Annotated in this window: 20 protein-coding genes; 3 read left to right on the top strand and 17 right to left on the bottom strand. The window is 62.2% G+C overall.

Features of this window, described 5'->3' with window-relative positions; genetic code table 11:
- Positions 1–9 precede the first annotated feature (9 nt).
- The 3 genes from QA639_RS12750 to trbB are packed head-to-tail and all read right to left on the bottom strand — an operon-like array spanning position 10 to position 1,515.
- Positions 10–273 carry a VirB3 family type IV secretion system protein gene (locus tag QA639_RS12750; RefSeq protein WP_283089900.1) on the bottom strand — a complete coding sequence of 88 codons (264 nt, stop codon included), beginning with the start codon at positions 271–273 and terminating at the stop codon, positions 10–12.
- The gene (locus QA639_RS12745) at positions 273–599 is read right to left on the bottom strand and encodes a TrbC/VirB2 family type IV secretion system protein (protein WP_428841155.1); all 327 of its coding nucleotides are present in this window, start codon (positions 597–599) and stop codon (positions 273–275) included. The genes QA639_RS12750 and QA639_RS12745 overlap by 1 nt, the downstream gene beginning before the upstream one ends.
- Position 600: 1 nt before the next feature.
- Positions 601–1,515: a P-type conjugative transfer ATPase TrbB gene (gene trbB / locus QA639_RS12740; protein ID WP_283090574.1), complete on the bottom strand. Its 915-nt coding sequence runs from the start codon at positions 1,513–1,515 to the stop codon at positions 601–603.
- Positions 1,516–2,107: 592 nt separating this feature from the next.
- Here trbB and QA639_RS12735 point away from each other — a divergent pair.
- Positions 2,108–2,404, top strand: coding sequence for an HU family DNA-binding protein (locus QA639_RS12735; protein WP_283089899.1), 297 nt, complete (start codon positions 2,108–2,110; stop codon positions 2,402–2,404).
- 168 nt (positions 2,405–2,572) lie between these two features.
- Here the strand turns inward: QA639_RS12735 and QA639_RS12730 are convergent, their stop codons facing one another.
- The 6 genes from QA639_RS12730 to QA639_RS12705 all read right to left on the bottom strand — a co-directional run bounded on the left by QA639_RS12730 (position 2,573) and on the right by QA639_RS12705 (position 8,979).
- Positions 2,573–2,998 (bottom strand): CopG family transcriptional regulator, encoded by a 426-nt coding sequence (locus QA639_RS12730; RefSeq protein ID WP_283089898.1) that lies wholly within the window; start codon positions 2,996–2,998, stop codon positions 2,573–2,575.
- A gap of 6 nt (positions 2,999–3,004) precedes the next feature.
- Positions 3,005–4,990, bottom strand: a complete 1,986-nt coding sequence (locus tag QA639_RS12725; protein ID WP_283089897.1) for a conjugal transfer protein TraG — start codon at positions 4,988–4,990, stop codon at positions 3,005–3,007.
- A gap of 36 nt (positions 4,991–5,026) precedes the next feature.
- A complete protein-coding gene (locus QA639_RS12720; RefSeq protein WP_283089896.1) occupies positions 5,027–6,790 on the bottom strand; it encodes a relaxase/mobilization nuclease domain-containing protein in 1,764 nt (587 codons plus the stop codon).
- Positions 6,791–7,175: 385 nt separating this feature from the next.
- On the bottom strand, positions 7,176–7,853 hold the full coding sequence (locus QA639_RS12715) for a lytic transglycosylase domain-containing protein (RefSeq protein ID WP_428841154.1): 678 nt from the start codon (positions 7,851–7,853) through the stop codon (positions 7,176–7,178).
- A 152-nt stretch (positions 7,854–8,005) separates the two neighbouring features.
- Positions 8,006–8,518: a S26 family signal peptidase gene (locus QA639_RS12710; RefSeq protein ID WP_283089894.1), complete on the bottom strand. Its 513-nt coding sequence runs from the start codon at positions 8,516–8,518 to the stop codon at positions 8,006–8,008.
- Positions 8,515–8,979: a DUF2840 domain-containing protein gene (locus tag QA639_RS12705; protein WP_283089893.1), complete on the bottom strand. Its 465-nt coding sequence runs from the start codon at positions 8,977–8,979 to the stop codon at positions 8,515–8,517. The genes QA639_RS12710 and QA639_RS12705 overlap by 4 nt, the downstream gene beginning before the upstream one ends.
- Before the next feature lie 281 nt (positions 8,980–9,260).
- Between QA639_RS12705 and QA639_RS12700 the strand changes: the two genes are divergently transcribed.
- Positions 9,261–10,310 carry an IS110 family RNA-guided transposase gene (locus QA639_RS12700; protein WP_283089892.1) on the top strand — a complete coding sequence of 350 codons (1,050 nt, stop codon included), beginning with the start codon at positions 9,261–9,263 and terminating at the stop codon, positions 10,308–10,310.
- 587 nt (positions 10,311–10,897) lie between these two features.
- Here the strand turns inward: QA639_RS12700 and QA639_RS12695 are convergent.
- The 5 genes from QA639_RS12695 to QA639_RS12675 all read right to left on the bottom strand — a co-directional run bounded on the left by QA639_RS12695 (position 10,898) and on the right by QA639_RS12675 (position 13,426).
- Positions 10,898–11,779 (bottom strand): replication initiator protein A, encoded by an 882-nt coding sequence (locus QA639_RS12695; protein WP_283089891.1) that lies wholly within the window; start codon positions 11,777–11,779, stop codon positions 10,898–10,900.
- A 22-nt stretch (positions 11,780–11,801) separates the two neighbouring features.
- Positions 11,802–12,083 (bottom strand): helix-turn-helix transcriptional regulator, encoded by a 282-nt coding sequence (locus QA639_RS12690; RefSeq protein ID WP_283089890.1) that lies wholly within the window; start codon positions 12,081–12,083, stop codon positions 11,802–11,804.
- A gap of 133 nt (positions 12,084–12,216) precedes the next feature.
- Entirely contained in the window at positions 12,217–12,726 is a 510-nt protein-coding gene (locus tag QA639_RS12685) for a DUF2285 domain-containing protein (RefSeq protein ID WP_283089889.1), read from the bottom strand.
- 67 nt (positions 12,727–12,793) lie between these two features.
- The gene (locus tag QA639_RS12680) at positions 12,794–12,988 is read right to left on the bottom strand and encodes a transcriptional regulator domain-containing protein (protein ID WP_283089888.1); all 195 of its coding nucleotides are present in this window, start codon (positions 12,986–12,988) and stop codon (positions 12,794–12,796) included.
- Positions 12,989–13,153: 165 nt separating this feature from the next.
- Positions 13,154–13,426 (bottom strand): DUF2285 domain-containing protein, encoded by a 273-nt coding sequence (locus tag QA639_RS12675; protein WP_283089887.1) that lies wholly within the window; start codon positions 13,424–13,426, stop codon positions 13,154–13,156.
- A gap of 229 nt (positions 13,427–13,655) precedes the next feature.
- Between QA639_RS12675 and QA639_RS12670 the strand changes: the two genes are divergently transcribed.
- Positions 13,656–13,883 (top strand): helix-turn-helix domain-containing protein, encoded by a 228-nt coding sequence (locus tag QA639_RS12670; RefSeq protein WP_007594546.1) that lies wholly within the window; start codon positions 13,656–13,658, stop codon positions 13,881–13,883.
- A 211-nt stretch (positions 13,884–14,094) separates the two neighbouring features.
- Here the strand turns inward: QA639_RS12670 and QA639_RS12665 are convergent, their stop codons facing one another.
- The 3 genes from QA639_RS12665 to QA639_RS12655 form a co-directional block, all read right to left on the bottom strand.
- Positions 14,095–14,415 (bottom strand): DUF736 domain-containing protein, encoded by a 321-nt coding sequence (locus QA639_RS12665; RefSeq protein ID WP_018454792.1) that lies wholly within the window; start codon positions 14,413–14,415, stop codon positions 14,095–14,097.
- Between the two features lie 555 nt (positions 14,416–14,970).
- Entirely contained in the window at positions 14,971–15,453 is a 483-nt protein-coding gene (locus QA639_RS12660; protein WP_283089886.1) for a hypothetical protein, read from the bottom strand.
- A gap of 135 nt (positions 15,454–15,588) precedes the next feature.
- The gene (locus QA639_RS12655) at positions 15,589–16,512 is read right to left on the bottom strand and encodes a DUF2493 domain-containing protein (protein ID WP_283089885.1); all 924 of its coding nucleotides are present in this window, start codon (positions 16,510–16,512) and stop codon (positions 15,589–15,591) included.
- Positions 16,513–16,713 lie beyond the last annotated feature (201 nt).

Raw genomic sequence — 16,713 nt, 5'->3', positions numbered from 1 at the left:
GATGGGAGCTCAGGTGTTGAGATGGCCAGGAATGCGCAGATGTCGGCGCACGACGTCGACGAAAGCGGGATCACGCTTTGCGGCCCAGACGGCGGCCATATGGCCGATGAACCAGAGCACGAGACCGGCGATCCAGAGCCGCAGTCCAAGTCCAAGGGCCGCCGCAAGCGTGCCGTTGACGATCGCGACCGACCGCGGCGCGCCGCCCAACAGAATTGGTTCGGTGAGTGCGCGGTGAACGGGCACGACAAAACCTGCGACCGGTTCATCCATCAGATCACCACGCCGCCGCCGAAGGAGAAGAACGACAGGAAGAAGCTCGAGGCTGCAAACGCGATCGACAGACCGAACACGATCTGGATCAGCCTGCGGAAACCACCGGACGAATCGCCGAACGCGAGCGTCAGCCCGGTCACGACGATGATGATGACGGCTATGATCTTGGCGACCGGCCCCTCGACCGACTGCAGGATCTGATTGAGTGGCTGCTCCCACGGCATGTTCGAGCCAGCGGCCCATGCCGGCGCCGGCGCCAAAAGCACCATGCCGGACGCGGCTCGCGATGCGGCCTGCCGAAGAACGCGAAACTCCAAACGCATGTCAGTCTCCTGCTGATGAAAGATTGTAGTCGCCCGCGGCGCCAAGCCCTGACACGGTAGCGAGCTCGGCAAGGCGGCGATCTGCGCCGCGGCCCGTCAGAACGGCGACGAGGTTGATCGTCTCGGCGATCAGTGCGCGTGGAACTGTGATAACGGCTTCCTGGATGAGTTGCTCGAGCCGACGCAGCGCGCCGAGCGCAGTGCCCGCATGAATGGTTCCGATGCCACCGGGATGACCGGTGCCCCAGGCCTTGAGCAGGTCGAGCGCCTCGGCACCGCGAACCTCGCCAACCGGAATGCGGTCAGGACGAAGCCGTAGCGAGGAACGAACGAGATCCGACAGCGTCGCAACACCATCTTTGGTCCGCAAAGCGACAAGATTGGGCGCTGTGCACTGGAGCTCGCGTGTATCCTCGATCAGCACGACCCGATCGGAGGTCTTGGCAACCTCAGCCAGGAGCGCGTTCGTCAAGGTCGTCTTGCCACTCGACGTCCCACCGGCAACGAGGATGTTCTTGCGAGCACCGACCGCATCCTTCAGGGCTCTGGCCTGCTCCGAAGTCATGATCCCCCTGGCGGCGTAGTCGTCGAGCGTAAACACTGCGACCGCGGGTTTGCGGATGGCGAAAGCAGGAGCAGCAACGACTGGAGGCAGCAGACCTTCAAAGCGCTCGCCGGTCCCGGGCAGTTCCGCCGAAACCCGCGGAGCGCCCGCGTGCACTTCGGCGCCTACGTGATGTGCTACGAGGCGAACAATGCGCTCACCATCCGCCGCGGACAGTGTTTCGCCTGTGTCGATCAGGCCATTCGACAAGCGGTCGATCCACAGCCGCCCATCCGGGTTGAGCATTACCTCGACGATCGCCTCATCTGCGAGGTAGCTGGCGATCGCCGAGCCAAGCGCGCTGCGGAGCATTCGCGCACCGCGCGAGCTCGCCTCCGATTGAAAGGAATCGATTGCCACTGCCGTCCCCACCGAATGAGAACGCCCAAAAGGCGCCCTCTGATGGGGATGATTAGAAAAGCCACCGATCGACTTAACGCAACAACCGCCTTCGTTGAGCGTAGATCGGCGTAGAAAAGGAAAGGTCGAAGCCCGGATTTACTAACGCGCAGCCACAGCCTGATCGAATCGACCGGATCAAGGCCAATGCCGCCGAGCGGCGCGTTTGGGCTAAAGTCTATCCGCGATGCAATCGCACCGGGAAGCTCAGCCTTCGAGGCTCGTTTGAGATCGCGAATCACGCGACAGGTGCGACGACACATCCACTCACGCTGCTGGTCGTCCCGGGCGAGGGCAATCAAAAGCTGACGGCCACGGAGCTCGCGCGGATCCCCCTTTCAGAATCGGATCACACGTAGAGCCCCTCCTTGCATTTTGGACCTCGATAGGTTTTAAGCCCGGTGACTTCATGATCACCGGTGTGATCGAAGAGCGCACGACCGCCATTCGAACAGAATAACGTATCCAGCGTGACTCGTGTGCTTTCTCTCCAAAGGGACCTATCATGGCAAAGATGACCAAGAACCAGTTGATCGATGCAATTGCGGCGACGACGCAGCTCTCAAAGGGAGATGTGAGGGCCGTTATCGAGCAGATGACGACTGTGGGATATAAGGAGTTGAATGAATCCGGCGAGTTCGTCATCCCGGGTTTCGTCAAAATGTCAGTCGTGCACAAGCCAGCTACGGAGGCTCGCAGCGGCGTAAACCCTTTTACGAAGGAACCTATGGAGTTCGCGGCCAAACCTGCCAGCAAATCGGTCAAAGCGTCTCCGCTGAAGGTTGCAAAAGACGCGGTGTGATCAAACGGCGCTCGGCCGCGCCGACGAATTATCGAATAGCCGTACGAAGTCCGTTATTGGCACTCCGACATTCCGCTGCTTCGCGGCAATTCCTTCGCTCTTGGAGAGAGATTGTAGGCCGTCGTAGGGAAAGAAGAGACCGCGCGATAGCTTCCCTACCTAAATCATTTAGGTTTCGCTGCCCGGCTCCTGACGGAGGATATCCTCTGGGATCTCTCTCAAGAAACTTTGCCCCTTCTGCAAACGACGCCCAAGGGCTTCGACAAATCCTTCAAAGCGCTCCCTGCCCTTTATCTGCGCCGCCGCCTGCGCGTCGTTGGGCAACGGCGGCGTGATCGTCAGCCAGAAACGGATGAAGAGAGCCAAGCTCTCAGCCGTCAGACCGACGTCACGCTCCAAGCGCTGCATCTGACGCGATAGCCGATCGAGACGCCGGGCGAACGCTGCCTCTCGCCGGTCCGCCCCGTCCGGAGACAAAAACGAAGTAACGGCCGCTTCCACTATCGCAGACCGCGAAAGCTTCTTGCGATCGGCGAGGTCAGCAATCTGCTTCAGAAGCTCCGGCGGAAAATACACATTCATCCGGTCGCGCATATTGCCTCAGAGCTCCATCCCGTCATTCGGGTCCATGGCGACCTGTCGCGCGACGCCACGCATCTGCTGACGAATAAGCCGGGACTTGCGGATCGCGTCCTCATCGTCATCAAGGACAGCGGCAAACTCCTCGGCTGGCGTCGGCTCGGCTATCTCCTTGACGATCGCGACATGATCTGGAAGTTCGGGCTCGCGGCGGAGGCCGCTGTTCGCCGAGTCTTGCTCTCCCTGCCTCCCTCCGGTCGGAAGCGGCGCCGGCTTCAGCGTTTCGAGCTCTGACCATCCGTCCGTTCGCGACGATCGACCGGATGCCGCCGGATCGGGCGGCGGCAAGACCCGCTCGATAAATCGCCGATCCTCGTAGTAGCGGGCCTTCTTTGCCCGGATCGGCGGCGTGCCCGCCACCATGACGATCTCGTCCGTCGGCGGAAGCTGCATGACCTCGCCAGGGGTCAAAAGCGGCCTTGCCGTCTCCTGGCGCGAGACCATGAGGTGACCCAGCCAGGGGTTCAACCTGTGACCAGCGAAGTTCTTCATGGCCCTCATCTCGGTCGCCGTACCTAAGGCGTCGGATACCCTTTTGGCGGTCCGCTCGTCGTTGGTCGCGAAGCTGACGCGGACGTGGCAGTTGTCGAGAATGGCGTTGTTGGGCCCATAGGCCTTCTCGATCTGATTGAGCGATTGCGCGATCAAGAAACTCTTGAGGCCGTACCCCGCCATGAAGGCGAGCGCGGACTCGAAGAAATCAAGCCGACCGAGCGCCGGGAACTCGTCGAGCATCATCAGAACACGATGCCGGCGATCTAGCGCATGCAAATCCTCGGTCAAGCGCCGGCCGATCTGGTTCAGCACCAGGCGGATCAAGGGCTTGGTCCGTGAGATATCGGAGGGCGGCACCACGAGGTAGAGCGTCGTCGGGCTTTCATCGGCGATCAGGTCCGCGATCCGCCAGTCGCAGCAGCGGGTCACCCGGGCCACCACGGGATCGCGGTAGAGCCCGAGGAACGACATCGCGGTGGACAGGACACCGGAACGTTCATTCTCCGACTTGTTGAGAAGCTCGCGCGCGGTCGAGGCGACCACGGGATGAGCACCCTGCTCGCCGAGGTGAGGCGTGGTCATCATCGCCTTCAACGTGGCTTCGATCGGCCGCTTCGGGTCGGACAGGAAGGCGGCGACGCCAGCCAAGGTCTTGTCGATCTCGGCATAAAGGACATGGAGAATGGCGCCGACCAGGAGCGAATGACTGGTCTTCTCCCAATGGTTTCGCTTGTCGAGCGAGCCTTCCGGGTCGACCAGGACATCGGCGACGTTCTGGACGTCGCGAACCTCCCATTCACCGCGGCGCACCTCAAGGAGCGGATTATAGGCCGACGACTTTGGGTTGGTCGGGTCGAACAGCAGAACGCGGCCATGCCGCGTGCGGAAGCCTGCGGTCAGTTGCCAGTTCTCACCCTTGATGTCGTGCACGATGGCCGAGCCCGGCCAGGCCAGCAACGAGGGAACGACGAGGCCCACACCCTTGCCGGACCGGGTGGGCGCAAAACACAAGATGTGCTCCGGTCCGTCATGTCGGAGGTAGCCGCGATCGAACTTGCCCAGCACCACACCATCCGGGCCGAGAAGCCCGGCCGCTCGAACCTCGTCCGCACCGGCCCAGCGCGCCGAACCATAGGTGGCGACGTTCTTGGCTTCGCGCGCCCGCCAGACCGACATGCCGATCGCCGCCGCGATCGAAACGAAGGTCCCCGACGCCGCGATGAAAGCACCCTCGACAAAGACCCGCGGCGCATAGGCATCGTAGACGAACCACCACCAGAAGAAGACGGGCGGGTAATAGACCTTGAAGCCCGACAGTTCGAACCAGGGCCGTCCGAGTTCCGGCTGGTAGGCCAGCCGCCAGGCCGTCCACTCGGTTGCTCCCCAAATGGCGAGCAAAACGATCAGACCGACGATGATCAGCTGTCCCCAGAGGATTTTGGTTCCGGACATTTCGAACGCCCTTCCGCAGCTGAATTGGTGAGATGGCTAGAGGCCGAGGTCACGCTTGCGGCCAAATCCCCATTCGATACCGCCGCCGTCCTTCACGACGCCGGCAACGTGTTGGCCGAGCCTCTTTTCGAGTTCGCGCGACCAGGGCACGAGTTGGAAGCCGAGCCCGTCGTCGATCATGGCGAAACGTCCCGAGGCGAGCGTCAGGCGCTGGCGATACGTGCCCGCCACATGCTCACCGGAGGCGGCCTTCACATGAGACAGGCCGGTGCCGGCCGAGAGCCTTGCTGCCACCTCATCCAGTTCGCGCCGGCGCAACGTGTTCAGGAGGTCACGCTGCAGGATGATGCGCTGTCCCTGCCGCCGCGCCAGACCTTCCTGAACCAGATGCTCGGCACGGGCTTCCATCGCGTCGCGGGTCTCGCGGCCGAAGCCGCCCATCGCGAGTGGCATGGGGTCTCGTGCGACCAGCCTATGGTCGAGCCAGGTTGCCCCTCTTGCGGTGACTTGCTCACCAAGATCGAGATCGGAACGGATCGCGAGCACCACGGTCGGCCGCGGGTCGCCGGTTTGACCAAAGCGTCGCACTTCGACAATTCCACCAGTCCGTGGAGCATGTTCGAAGACCTCGATTCCGCGGAGGCGAACGTGGTGCGCGCGCCCGTCCGTTCCGTCGATCAGGGCATAGGCCTCGCCGGTCAGTTCGTCATGCAATCCACGATCGACCAACCGTCCGATGATCTGGGACGCCGGCGGCCCACCTTCGATGACGTAGTCGGCGACGCCGCGCGCTTCCCCACGCTCAGTGAAGGCGCGGTGCATGGTCTTGATGATGTCGCCGCGCATGCCGAGGTCACGCAAGCTACGTTCGGCCTCGAGTCCAACCATCCATTCCCCTGGCGCGGCAGATGCAGCAAGGCCCATGTTCCCCAGGTTCTGAAGGCGGCCGATCATCAGGCGCCGGATCTCGGGATCGGACCGGCCGGGGCCCTCGGGACGAAGATCGATATAGCCGGTTTCATCAGCTGCTAGCCGTATCTGCTGATCGAGCCGTGTCCATCGCTCTGCCGTGACTTCCCTCTCAAGGGAATTGCGGATCTCATGTTCGGGCCTTGGACCTAGTTCGATGGCGACCAGATCCTCGGCGCGTGCGCGCAGGCCTCGGCTGATGTAGTCGCGCGAGATCACGAGATCGGCCCCGTTCGCATCGACGCCCCGAACAAGAAGATGGACGTGGGGGTTGTCCGTGTTCCAGTGATCGATGGCCACCCAATCGAGCCGCGTGCCGAGATCGATCTCGATCTGCTTGGCGAGGTCGCGGGTGAAAGCCCTAAGGTTGGTCATGTCGCCGGCATCCTCGGGCGAGACGATGAACCGGAAATGGTGGCGGTCGTCCTTACAGCGCTCTGCGAAGGCAGCACCGTCAGCACAGTCACTGCTGCCATCGAACATCTCGGCTCGCTCGCCGCTTATCGTCACCCCGTCGCGCTTCAGATACGAAAGATGGGCCGTGAGTGATGCGGAGCGGAATGCTCGCCCATTGTGGCGAACCACACGCGCCTTCACCACGACGCGGCGTGTGGGGTTAAACAACCTGCCGCGACTAAAGGCGAGCCGGCCGCGGCCAAATGTCGAGCGTCCATAAGCTGCAGAACGCCTGCCAGCCGCAGCTTGACCCGAGATGTGTCCGGACATCTTCGCGGCACGTAGCACCTGATTGATGAAGCTCTTCGGCTTCGGCGCACGGGTGCCGCGGATGCGCCCGGGCCGAATGCGCAGATCGCTGTCGCGCACGGTCATGACCGAGCCTCGAAAACCACAACGGCGCCTACGGTGCCGAAAACATCCTTGAATACTCTGGCGAAAATCTTGAGCGCGGCACGCGCCCCGACCGACCGGCACGCCGGAACCCAAGCCATGTCAATGGCTTGCGGTTCGACCGGCGAGCCCCTTTTATCTCGCCGTCCTACCGTCGTGGTCTCCCGGTCGCCGGTTCCCGAAAGAGCCGCCGCGACTTGGCAGCCAACTCGCGAAGCCCCGACTGCTTCCGAGCGCTTGCGATAGCGATCGTTACCCGAAGGGCCGAGACACCCGGAGGGTGGCTCGGTGAGGAGCGAAGCGACGAATAGAGCGCGGGCCGAAGGCATCGCCCATACGCCATCAGCTTGCGGACCCGCACACTTGGTCATTGCGATGCTCCCGAATCCGATCGAGGGACGAACACGCCGATAGGCCGGGGGACCATGCGCGAAGCATCGGGCGCCGACATTGCGGTCGTGGCACCGCTCGACGGCATGAGCGCCAGCAACCGATCGCGCGTTTTCATTGGATCGGATCGCGTGAAGAATGGCGTCGCAACTGCTGATGACTGTCCGCTTGACGTCCACGTTGGCGGCAGTTCGATGGCAAGTAGATCTGCAAGCTTTGTGACGTACGCTCGCGTCTCGTCTGGCAGAGAGCCACCTGCGAGATGCTCTTCATAGCGAGATGGTCCCGCGTTGTACGCGGCAAACACGCCAGGCGAGCCATACCGGTCGAGCAGTTCACGTAGATAGGCCGTGCCGGCCAGAATGTTGTCGTGCGGGTCGTAGGGGTCGTTCCCGAGATGGTAACGCTCTCGAAGTTCCGCCCAGGTCGCCGGCATGATTTGCATCAGGCCCATTGCGCCTTTTGGCGATCTGGCGTGCACGTCACCAGCACTCTCGATGCTTAGAACTGACCGGATCCAGTTCGGCGCAATCGCAAAGCGTTGTGAGGCTTCATTGATGAAGCCGGCAAATGAGTGAGCGGTCTGACAGATTGCCGGCTGGGCGGCTGATCCGCTCTGGGCCAAGGCGGCACTGAACGCGGTCAGAAGAAGCATCAGGGGCACGACGGCACACACGCGCGTGCCCAACCGGCCCAAGCACGCGGCCCGGCTCGCGCCAGCTTGGCAGACATCGCTCGAGACGGAGGAATGGTCCCGCGATCGATCGAACAGAGGAATGGCGGGATAAGAGCGTGGAATACGCACGATCACTTCTCCCACGTCCACACCGGAATCGCACGGCCGATCACGGCCGAGGCCGGCAAGAATCCAAAATACCGGCCATCCAGCGAGTCGTCGGACTGCCAGTTCATGAGAAAGAGCTCGCCCTCGCCGACCGCGCGGCAGCCCTGCCAGTTCGGCAATGGCCGCCCGCGTCCGTCGCGATCCCTCGCCTCGCCCACGGCGATGTCGTCGACCGAAATCGTGAGGCCGGTTCTGCAAACGGTCTGCCCAGGAAGGGCAAGCACGCGCTTCAGCATGGGGACACCTACGGGCAAATAGCCGTTAAGGTCGAGGAAGGTCGCGAGCGGCTCCGGCGGCTGCACGGCGACCAATTCAGTGACTTGGAATTGGTCCGCCGGTCGGAGGCGGTAGAGACCGATCGGCACGCTCGCGGATGCGTTCCAGATGCAAAGCGGAAGCGGCTCCAGGACGATCGTCGCGACGAGCGCAGCGGCGGCCCCAAACGTCACGGTCAGCGTCTTCAGGCGGCCTGTCATCGCATCACCCTCTGACGGTGAAGCCAAGCCTGATGACGTGCCTTGGTGTAGGGACGCGGGTTTTCGTTGACAGACAGGCGGTTATGAACGTGATGCCAATGATCAGGCGCGACGTCGGCCGGATCGATGCCAAGCGCCTCGACGGCATCGGTCATCTGCAGCACGCGCTCGACCTTCGGCCAGCCGGACAGGCGCAGCAGAATCTCTCCGCCGGGTGTCACATAAGGGACGGTCGAGCAGCGCTGTCCCGGAGCGACAGCGCGCAAGATGTCGATACGCGAAATGATCGTGCCAAAGTCGTTGGAGGTCCAACGGACGAAGGCAAAGATGCTGCCGGGTGCAAATGACAGGACACGCCGGTGACGATCAAGCTTCCGTTCCTTGACAATACGCCCGAACCGAATGCGGTTTTCGATGCGCTTCTCGAGCCACAGCACTTCCACTTCGGTGAGATCGCTCATACCGCGGCTCCCTGAAGCTGGAGTTGGCAGCCGTGAGCAAGGAGTTCGACGAAGAGCGTGTGCGGCTTGCTGTGCCGAACAGGACTGGCGGCCTGCGACCGCCGATCGCCTCCAACCAGGTTTTCGGTCTGGTCCGTTAGAAGAAATCCGAAGGATTTCTGGTTAGCCGGGGTACTGACTTGTGACCCCTCACCGGCAGCCGCTTGGCGATGATGTCTCGTTGAAACGATTCGCGAGCGGAGGGCGTGGTGCGCTCCGGCGATCGGCTGCGGAGGCGAACGATGGACTTCTATGCAGGGCTCGACGTGTCGCTGGAAGCGACGAACGTTTGCGTGGTGGACGGCGACGGTAAGGTCCTCCGGGAGGTCAAACTCGAGACCGATCCGGAGGCGATCGAGCTGTTTTTGGCGGAATGGGGCATCCAGCTCAAACGCGTCGGGCTGGAAGCCTTCTCGTACAGCGCCTGGCTGTTCACCGCGCTCGCCGAAAAGGGCCTGCCCGTGATCTGCATCGAAACCCGCCATGCCAAGGCGGCGTTCAACGCGATGCTGAACAAGACCGACCGGAATGACGCGAAGGGCATCGCGCAGATGATGCGGACCGGCTGGTTCCGTGCCGTCCACGTCAAGTCGGAGAACGCGCAAACGCTCCGCGCACTGCTGGTCGGGCGCAAGGCGATGCTCGGCAAGGTGCTGGACATGGAGAACATGATCCGTGGCCTGTTGCGCCCGTTTGGCCTGAAAGTCGGCGAGATCTCGGTCGGCCGGTTTGACGCGCGGGTGCGCGAAATCATCGCCGGGAAGAAGGAACTGGAGGCCATCGTTACACCATTGCTTGACGCTAGAAGCGCGATGCGGCTGCAGCTGGCAAAGCTGCACCGCCTGGTTCTCGTGGCGGCCCGCAGCGACAACGCGGTGCGGCGGATGATGACGGTGCCCGGTGTCGGCGCGCTGGTGGCGCTGACGTTCCGCGCCACCGTCGATGACCCGACGCGATTCAAGAAGTCGACCAATGTCGGGGCTCATTTTGGCCTGACGCCGCGGCGCTACCAATCCGGGCAGACCGACCGGATCGGCAGCATCTCCAAATGCGGCGACGAGTTGACGCGGGCAATGCTGTACGAGGCCGCGATCGCGGTCCTGACGCGGATTCCGAAGAACTTTAAGCTGCGGCTCTGGGGCCTGCGGCTCGCCAGGAAGAAGGGTCTGAAGCGCGCGGCAACGGCCGTGGCGCGCGCTCTCGCCGTGCTGCTGCACAAGATCTGGATCGATGGCACGACGTTCCGGTTTGGCGCCGGCGGCAAGCGCGGCCGGGTCGCTGCGGCGGTTTAAGGGCCTCCGCGACCCGACCGCTTCCACGCGCGCCTTTTCCTTCCGCCACGGCGGAGCGGCGTCTCCCGAGGAGACGGGGTTTTGGGTGAGATCGCAACTTTCCTTGCCGGCGGCTTCATACACACCATTGAAGCCATCATGCACGGCGCTGGTTAGCCTGACCGCCCATTCTCCAGATTCCGGCATGTGGTGGCCGTCGTGCCAACCACGGACGTTAGCGAGTTCTCCTCGACGAGCGAGCTGCCGCAAAGGAAAGCATCGAGCGTAATGCGGTGACGATGATGCTGGTGGTCGCGTGGTGTTGCGCGCGATCGCGTTTGCGCGCGTGCATTGGAGGACAGAATCGCATTGCAGAAGATCATGGCGCGTGAGAGAGTGGATGTATGAGGCATCTTCGCTGCACGCGCGGCCGACTTGTTCACAACGCGCTGATTGACAACAAGAAGTTAGTGTCAGTACGTTAGTAAAGTTAGAGCGGCTGGAAAGCGCGGAGAAACAAGCTTTTAGGTCCGATTCCGGTCCCCGATAGCACGAGGATCGGGTCCTCGATAGCACGAGGGCTGCGGTCCCCGATAGCACGAGCTGATTCACAGGTTGTCCTCCGAATTTGGAATGAGACCGCGCCGACGCAGGCGTGCCGTTAAGGGAGCAACAGGCGTTGGCGTGAAGTTCAGCCGGTCGATGCCGTTCGGGTCGCGCGTGAGCACGAGCTGATAGCCGGGCAATGTCTGGCGCTGGACGATCTGGCGCACGTCGTAAGCAAAGTGCTTGAGCGGCGAGAGGATGCCGGACTTGGCATGGAGGTGCACAAGATCAAAACTCCAGCCGCCATCCTGGCGTCCACCGTGCTTTCGCACGAGCCGGTACAGCCACCGCTCAAGCCCGCCTGTGAGCTCGAAATAGGCACGATCGATCGTCAGCACGAGCGCGTCGTCGATGACGCCAGCATAGAACCAATCCGGCAGGATTAATTCGAGACCAAATGGACGTCCGTTTGCATCGGATGTCTCCTTCCACTCGTTGATCCAGGAGAAGCGATGCCGTCGCCGTTCTGCCGGCTGGCGGATCGATGTCAGCACAGTTGTTGACTGAAGTCTGTCGAGACCCGCCTTCAGCCGGTCGTAGTCACGCGCGCTGGTGCCGCGGCCGACGAACGTCAGAATTTCGTAAGGCGTTGCAGCCATAAGGCGCGAGGTCTTCAAGCCTGCGTCACGGGCTTCGACGATCTGGGACGCGGCCCAGATCAGAACATCTGCATCCCAGATGGTCGCCATGCCGTGCTCAGGCACGGCTTCGACACGAATTGCGATCGCGCCGGCACGGAAATCGATCGGCACGACACGTTTCGTCTTTGCGAGGGAAAAGAACGGATAGGCCATCAGATCCTGCGCATCGCGGGGCGCAAGATCACCGGGCAGCGCCCGAAAGAGCTCAAGCTGGTCGCGCTCGGAATAGTGCTTGCGCCGCATGGTCACTGCTCTCACAAGGCAATCAGCGGCGTTCCTGACCCGCATACGGGCGCAGCGCAGGATGCTTCTTGGCCGGCAGCACGGTCCCCTTCCCGGGATCGGCGGTCGACGTCTTGGCGCCCCGGTCCGCCCACGCTTTCAGGTCATCGATGGCGTAGACAACACGTCCGCCGATCTTCCGATACGTCGGTCCAGTACCGTACGTGCGGTGCTTCTCGAGCGTGCGACCGGACAGGCCAAGATAGCGCGCGGCCTCAGGTGTGCGCAGGAATCGCGGGGGAAGACCGGCCATCGGATCGGGCATTTGAGAACTCCAGGAGGACAGCGCACTACGCTTGGCTAGGCCGGCGTGTGTGCGGTCATCATGGAGGAGCAGGATCTCGGAGGGGGATGCTGAATGTTGGGGGTGCGATTTTCGGCACCCCTTGGGGACTGCGCTACTCGTCCTTGCGCCCGGGACGCAGGAGTTTGCGGTAACCACCGCGCATCAACGCAAGGCCGCCTTGCACCAAGCGGATTGTTCGATTGCGCAGATCATGCGTCTTCCAAGCGTGATCGGGCATGCGCTTTTTGCCGAACAGAGCTTCGGCGATAACGCGATAACTGCCGCCGGCGCTGCGAGCATCAAGCGCACGGATCGCGGCGCTCAAGCGTTCGCGGCGCTGTCTGGACAGTGTGTGAAATGCCGGGCCTGGCACGCGTCCATTCATCGCGCGCCACAGCCGTCGGGCTGCATACGCTCGTGCGCCGAAATCGCCATCAAACGGCAGTTCGGCTGCGTATGACGCGCCGAGCACCGGCGGTTCTTTGGACCAGACACGGTGATCCACCGCACCGATGCGCAGCACAGCGTGCCAGCCATCGGCGGCACGGCGCACCTGACCGGCTGTAAGGTCGAGCAATGGCAAAGACGCCGAACTGCGATCGGCAGCCGAGGCAACCGTCACTGGAACGACCGTCGCTAGAACCTCAGGCGCCCAAAAGATCGTCTGCTCGTCGAAGGACCTCTGCGGGTCATGGGCGAAAGCAGATGCCCCACCTCCTCCTGAATTCTGGTGTCACTTGGCCATCATGACTGTTGGCGATCGTCACCTCAAAGTCGCGTCGATAGTCCGCGTTGCGGCGAAGACATTCCCAGGCGATGTCGGTGATTTCGGCGTCTTGTAGGGTCTTGTAGGAATCCGGCGACCGCCAGTCGAATTCAGGCATTGCTTCCGTCCCATTGCACTCAGCTAACAACGATTGCGGCGCAATAGGTATGAACGAAACGGTTGTAGGAAGCCCCTAGTTTGGCACCACGTGGTGCACTGGAATGACCACCGAATAACGGAAGAAAATCGTTCTGCCTGCAAGTCGTCAGTCGGCGATTTTCTTCTATTTTGAGCCGGTACCGCGCAAAAGACGACCTTGTTCAGTCACCCATTTGGCGCGCGCAAGATGGCTCTGGTATGCGCTCCGCGCACGGTCTGGCTCTCGCTCCGGATCAAGACGCAGCACGATACGAGCGACTTCCATCCAGTCAGCCCCTTCGCTCTCAGCCTGCAGAAGGCGAACGTACGTGACGACATGCTGTTCGTCATAGGCTGTCAGCGCCGGCTCATTAGGCGCGACATCCGCGACGTCAGGATCTAGCGGTGGCTTCGACATCAGAGGCTACAATATGCGCGGGATTAAAAAGTAAATCGCGAAACGCAAGCCTGCCGGCTCGAACAGTTCCCTCCTGTAGCATATGGCATGCCACGTGCTCGGGCGAGCGTTCAAGAAGCCGCGTTCCCCACATTTTCAGCAATCGAAGCTCCGTCCGTAACATGCAACATCCAGCTCCGCGTATTATAACACGTAGCGCCAAAATACGCGATTGCTTCCTATCCTGCGGATGGATATTCGCAAGGTCTTTGGAGCGAACGCGCGTCGATTTCGACTGGCCCTTGGCTTGAGCCAAGAGGCCGTGGCGGAACGCATGGGCGTCGACCGGGCCTTCGTAAGCAGCATGGAGCGAGGGCTGCAAAACGCGACATTGCTAACAATCTGGCAGATTGCTCAAGCTTTAGGGGTCCGGCCTGCAGATCTGCTTGAGGAGAAGGTGTCCAAAGTTCGATCATGAACTTCCGCGAGCCGGGCCGGCGGCGCGGGAGCGCCCGACGTGGACACGCGTCACGGGAACAGGCGTCTAGAGGAACGCGCCGAGCGCGACCCATCAAACGAAATTTCTCTCAAATGGGCGCAACGACCTAAAAACAATCGGTCGGTATCATCGACCGAGGTAGGATTTGAGAAGCCCCGCCCGGCGGACCGGACGGGGCTTGGCGGAGCGTCTACTCGCCGTTCTTGCGGGGCCGCGACCAGAGCAGCGTGTAGCCCTCGCCGCCTTCGTCGTCGAACAGGTTCGCGTAGATCGGTGCGTTGAACGAGGGATCATCGAGCTTGAGCGAGAGGTAATCGCGGCCCTCTTCGGAGCGCTTCGACCAGGCTGCTCCAATCTCGGCCCGGCCCACGTAGATGCGGTGGCTGGGCGCGTTGTCGTTGGATCGGTTGGTCTCGGCGACGATACGGACGCCCTTGGCTTGCAGGCTCAGGGTGACGATCTCGCCCTGGAAATCGTTGCCAACCTTCTTGAATGAACCGATGTTAGCCATGTCACTTCTCCTGTTGTGTTTCGAGCCCGCGACCACCGCGGCCTCGATGGCGATCTAGAGGCCGAGGACGATCGGCGACGCACCCGCTTGCGGGCCGGAGCGCAGCGGAGGACGCCGTTGTTGCGACTTTCTTGCCTCGCGAGGAATGGGCGTAAGCCCAGGGGAAGAAAGTCGCATCAACGGCGTTGCGGCTCAGGCGATCGAGGCGAAGCCGGTCTTCGGCCAGATCAAGCCATCAAAGAGGCCACGTGGCTCCGCGTGCTGAACCGCAATCCTAAGGAGAAGACTTGGCGAATCTCGGTTGAGCTGCACAAGAGGTTGGTACAGTTCGGCGCAGAAAGAGAAACAATCTGCCGCAAAGGGCGGTATCGTCCCGGAAGCAATGATCGAGCGCGGCGCGCCGCTCCACCGCAGCAATGTGGATCAGGCGGAGATTGGGGGGCTTGGTCAAAGCGCTACGAGAAACAGCGGGGTTACCTCTCCCCCAATCTCGATGATCCCTCGTTCAACGTGGCGCCCTGTGCGACCTTGCTCGAGCATGATGGCGACGAAGCGTCATCGCTCATGCGTGGCTGCTGTGAGTCCCGGTCGAGGCATATTCTCCGCCACCCCGGCCGACTCCAACGGGCGGGTCTCCGCAAAAACGGTCAAGCGCGTCCATGCCGTGCCGCCGATGCAAACCGCACCCAGGCAACCGAAGGCCTCGCGCCAAGCCAGCGAAGGCACCCCGATCTGCGACAGGGCGAACATCACGTGATAGCCAGCGATAGCCGCAGGGACGGCGAATGCGGCTGCGATCGCGATGCGCAGGGTCCGGACCCGACTGACCGCGACGCCGACCTGACCGACAGCCAGCGTCAGTGCGCCGGAGGCCAATCCGATAAGCAGCGCGCCGACGACGCCCGCTCCGCCATGAAATGCCAACATCCCGATACTGAGTGCGACAAAAAACGGTAAGGCATACACGGCCAGCATGAAGATCAGCCAGCAGAACAAACCAATTCCGAGCACGTTGAGGACAAGCCCAAGGACAAGCATGGTGGTGGCTCCATGTGCATAGATGTACCAATCGCGCCTTCCACCACCACCGCGGCGCAGCTTTGGACCTACTGTCGAAACGAGGCGGAGTTGCGGCGTGCAACTCCGGCTTGACCGAGACGAGAAAGGCGGCGCTCATGCGCCGCCGAACTTCCAGACTGGAATGCTGAGCCGCTTCGCCTTGTCGGCGAGGTTGTCCTGGATTCCAGTGCCGGGGAAGTGCATGACGCCGATCGGCAGGAGCTCGAGCATGGCATCGTTGCGCTTGAAGGGTGCCGCCTTGGCGTGCTTGGTCCAGTCGGGCTTGAAGGCGATCTGCGGTACCTTGCGATTGATCGCCCATTTGGAGGCGACGAGTTCGGCGCCCTTGGGCGAGCCGCCATGCAGCAGGACCATGTCGGGATGCTTGGCATGAACCTTGTCGAGGCGATCCCAGATGAGATTGTGGTCATTGTAGTCGAGCCCACCAGTGAGCGCGATCTTCGGTCCCGGCGGCAACATGATTTCGGTCTCGGAACGGCGCTTGGCGGCGATGAAGTCGCGGGAGTCGATCATCGCCGCGGTCATCGTGTGGTGGTTGACCAGTGATCCCGACCGCGGGCGCCAGGGCGAACCGGTGTGGACCTCAAATCGCTCGATGGCCTGGTCGCGGAAGAGTTCCAGGCAGTTGCGGCGCTCGATCAACGTGATGCCTTCGGCCGTGAGGCGCTCGAGTTCGACCGATCGCACTTCGGAGCCGTTCTGCTCGCGCTGGCTCTTGTGCTGCGCCTGTTCGTTGTCGTCGAGTTGGCGTTCGATGCGGTCGACGGCACGATGGAACAGGTTGACTGTCGACCAGAGCAGATCGTCAAGGTCCGGCTCAAGCCGCGTGTCGTTCAGCGTCGCAACCAGGGCGTCGAAAATATCCACGACGGCACCGGCGATCATCTTGCCTTCGGGAAGGGGTCTTGGATCGGGCTGGTCGTCGAAGGGACGGTAGCCGAAGAGCTGTAGTTCGGTGAGAACTTGGTCGGTCGGGGAAGAGGCGTGCGGCGGTTCGGCGTCGTCATGGTAGGTCATGGGAAGAGGTCCTTTGCCGGATTGGCCGCGCCCTTCGCGGCCTTCGTGGCGATCACTCAGACGGCGGGCGGAACGGGCCAGAACCCGAAAGGGCCGAAGCGGCAGCGGAGGATGGCGGAGGCCGGCTATTTTGCTTCGCGATGCAAAGCGCGCTGGCTAGACATATGATGTGTGCTTCAATTTCCGGCGCGCGGCGGAAAA

The sequence above is a fragment of the Bradyrhizobium pachyrhizi genome, from assembly GCF_029714545.1.
In the GTDB taxonomy this organism is placed as follows: domain Bacteria; phylum Pseudomonadota; class Alphaproteobacteria; order Rhizobiales; family Xanthobacteraceae; genus Bradyrhizobium; species Bradyrhizobium pachyrhizi.
This window is presented reverse-complemented; position numbering and strand designations above follow the sequence as displayed.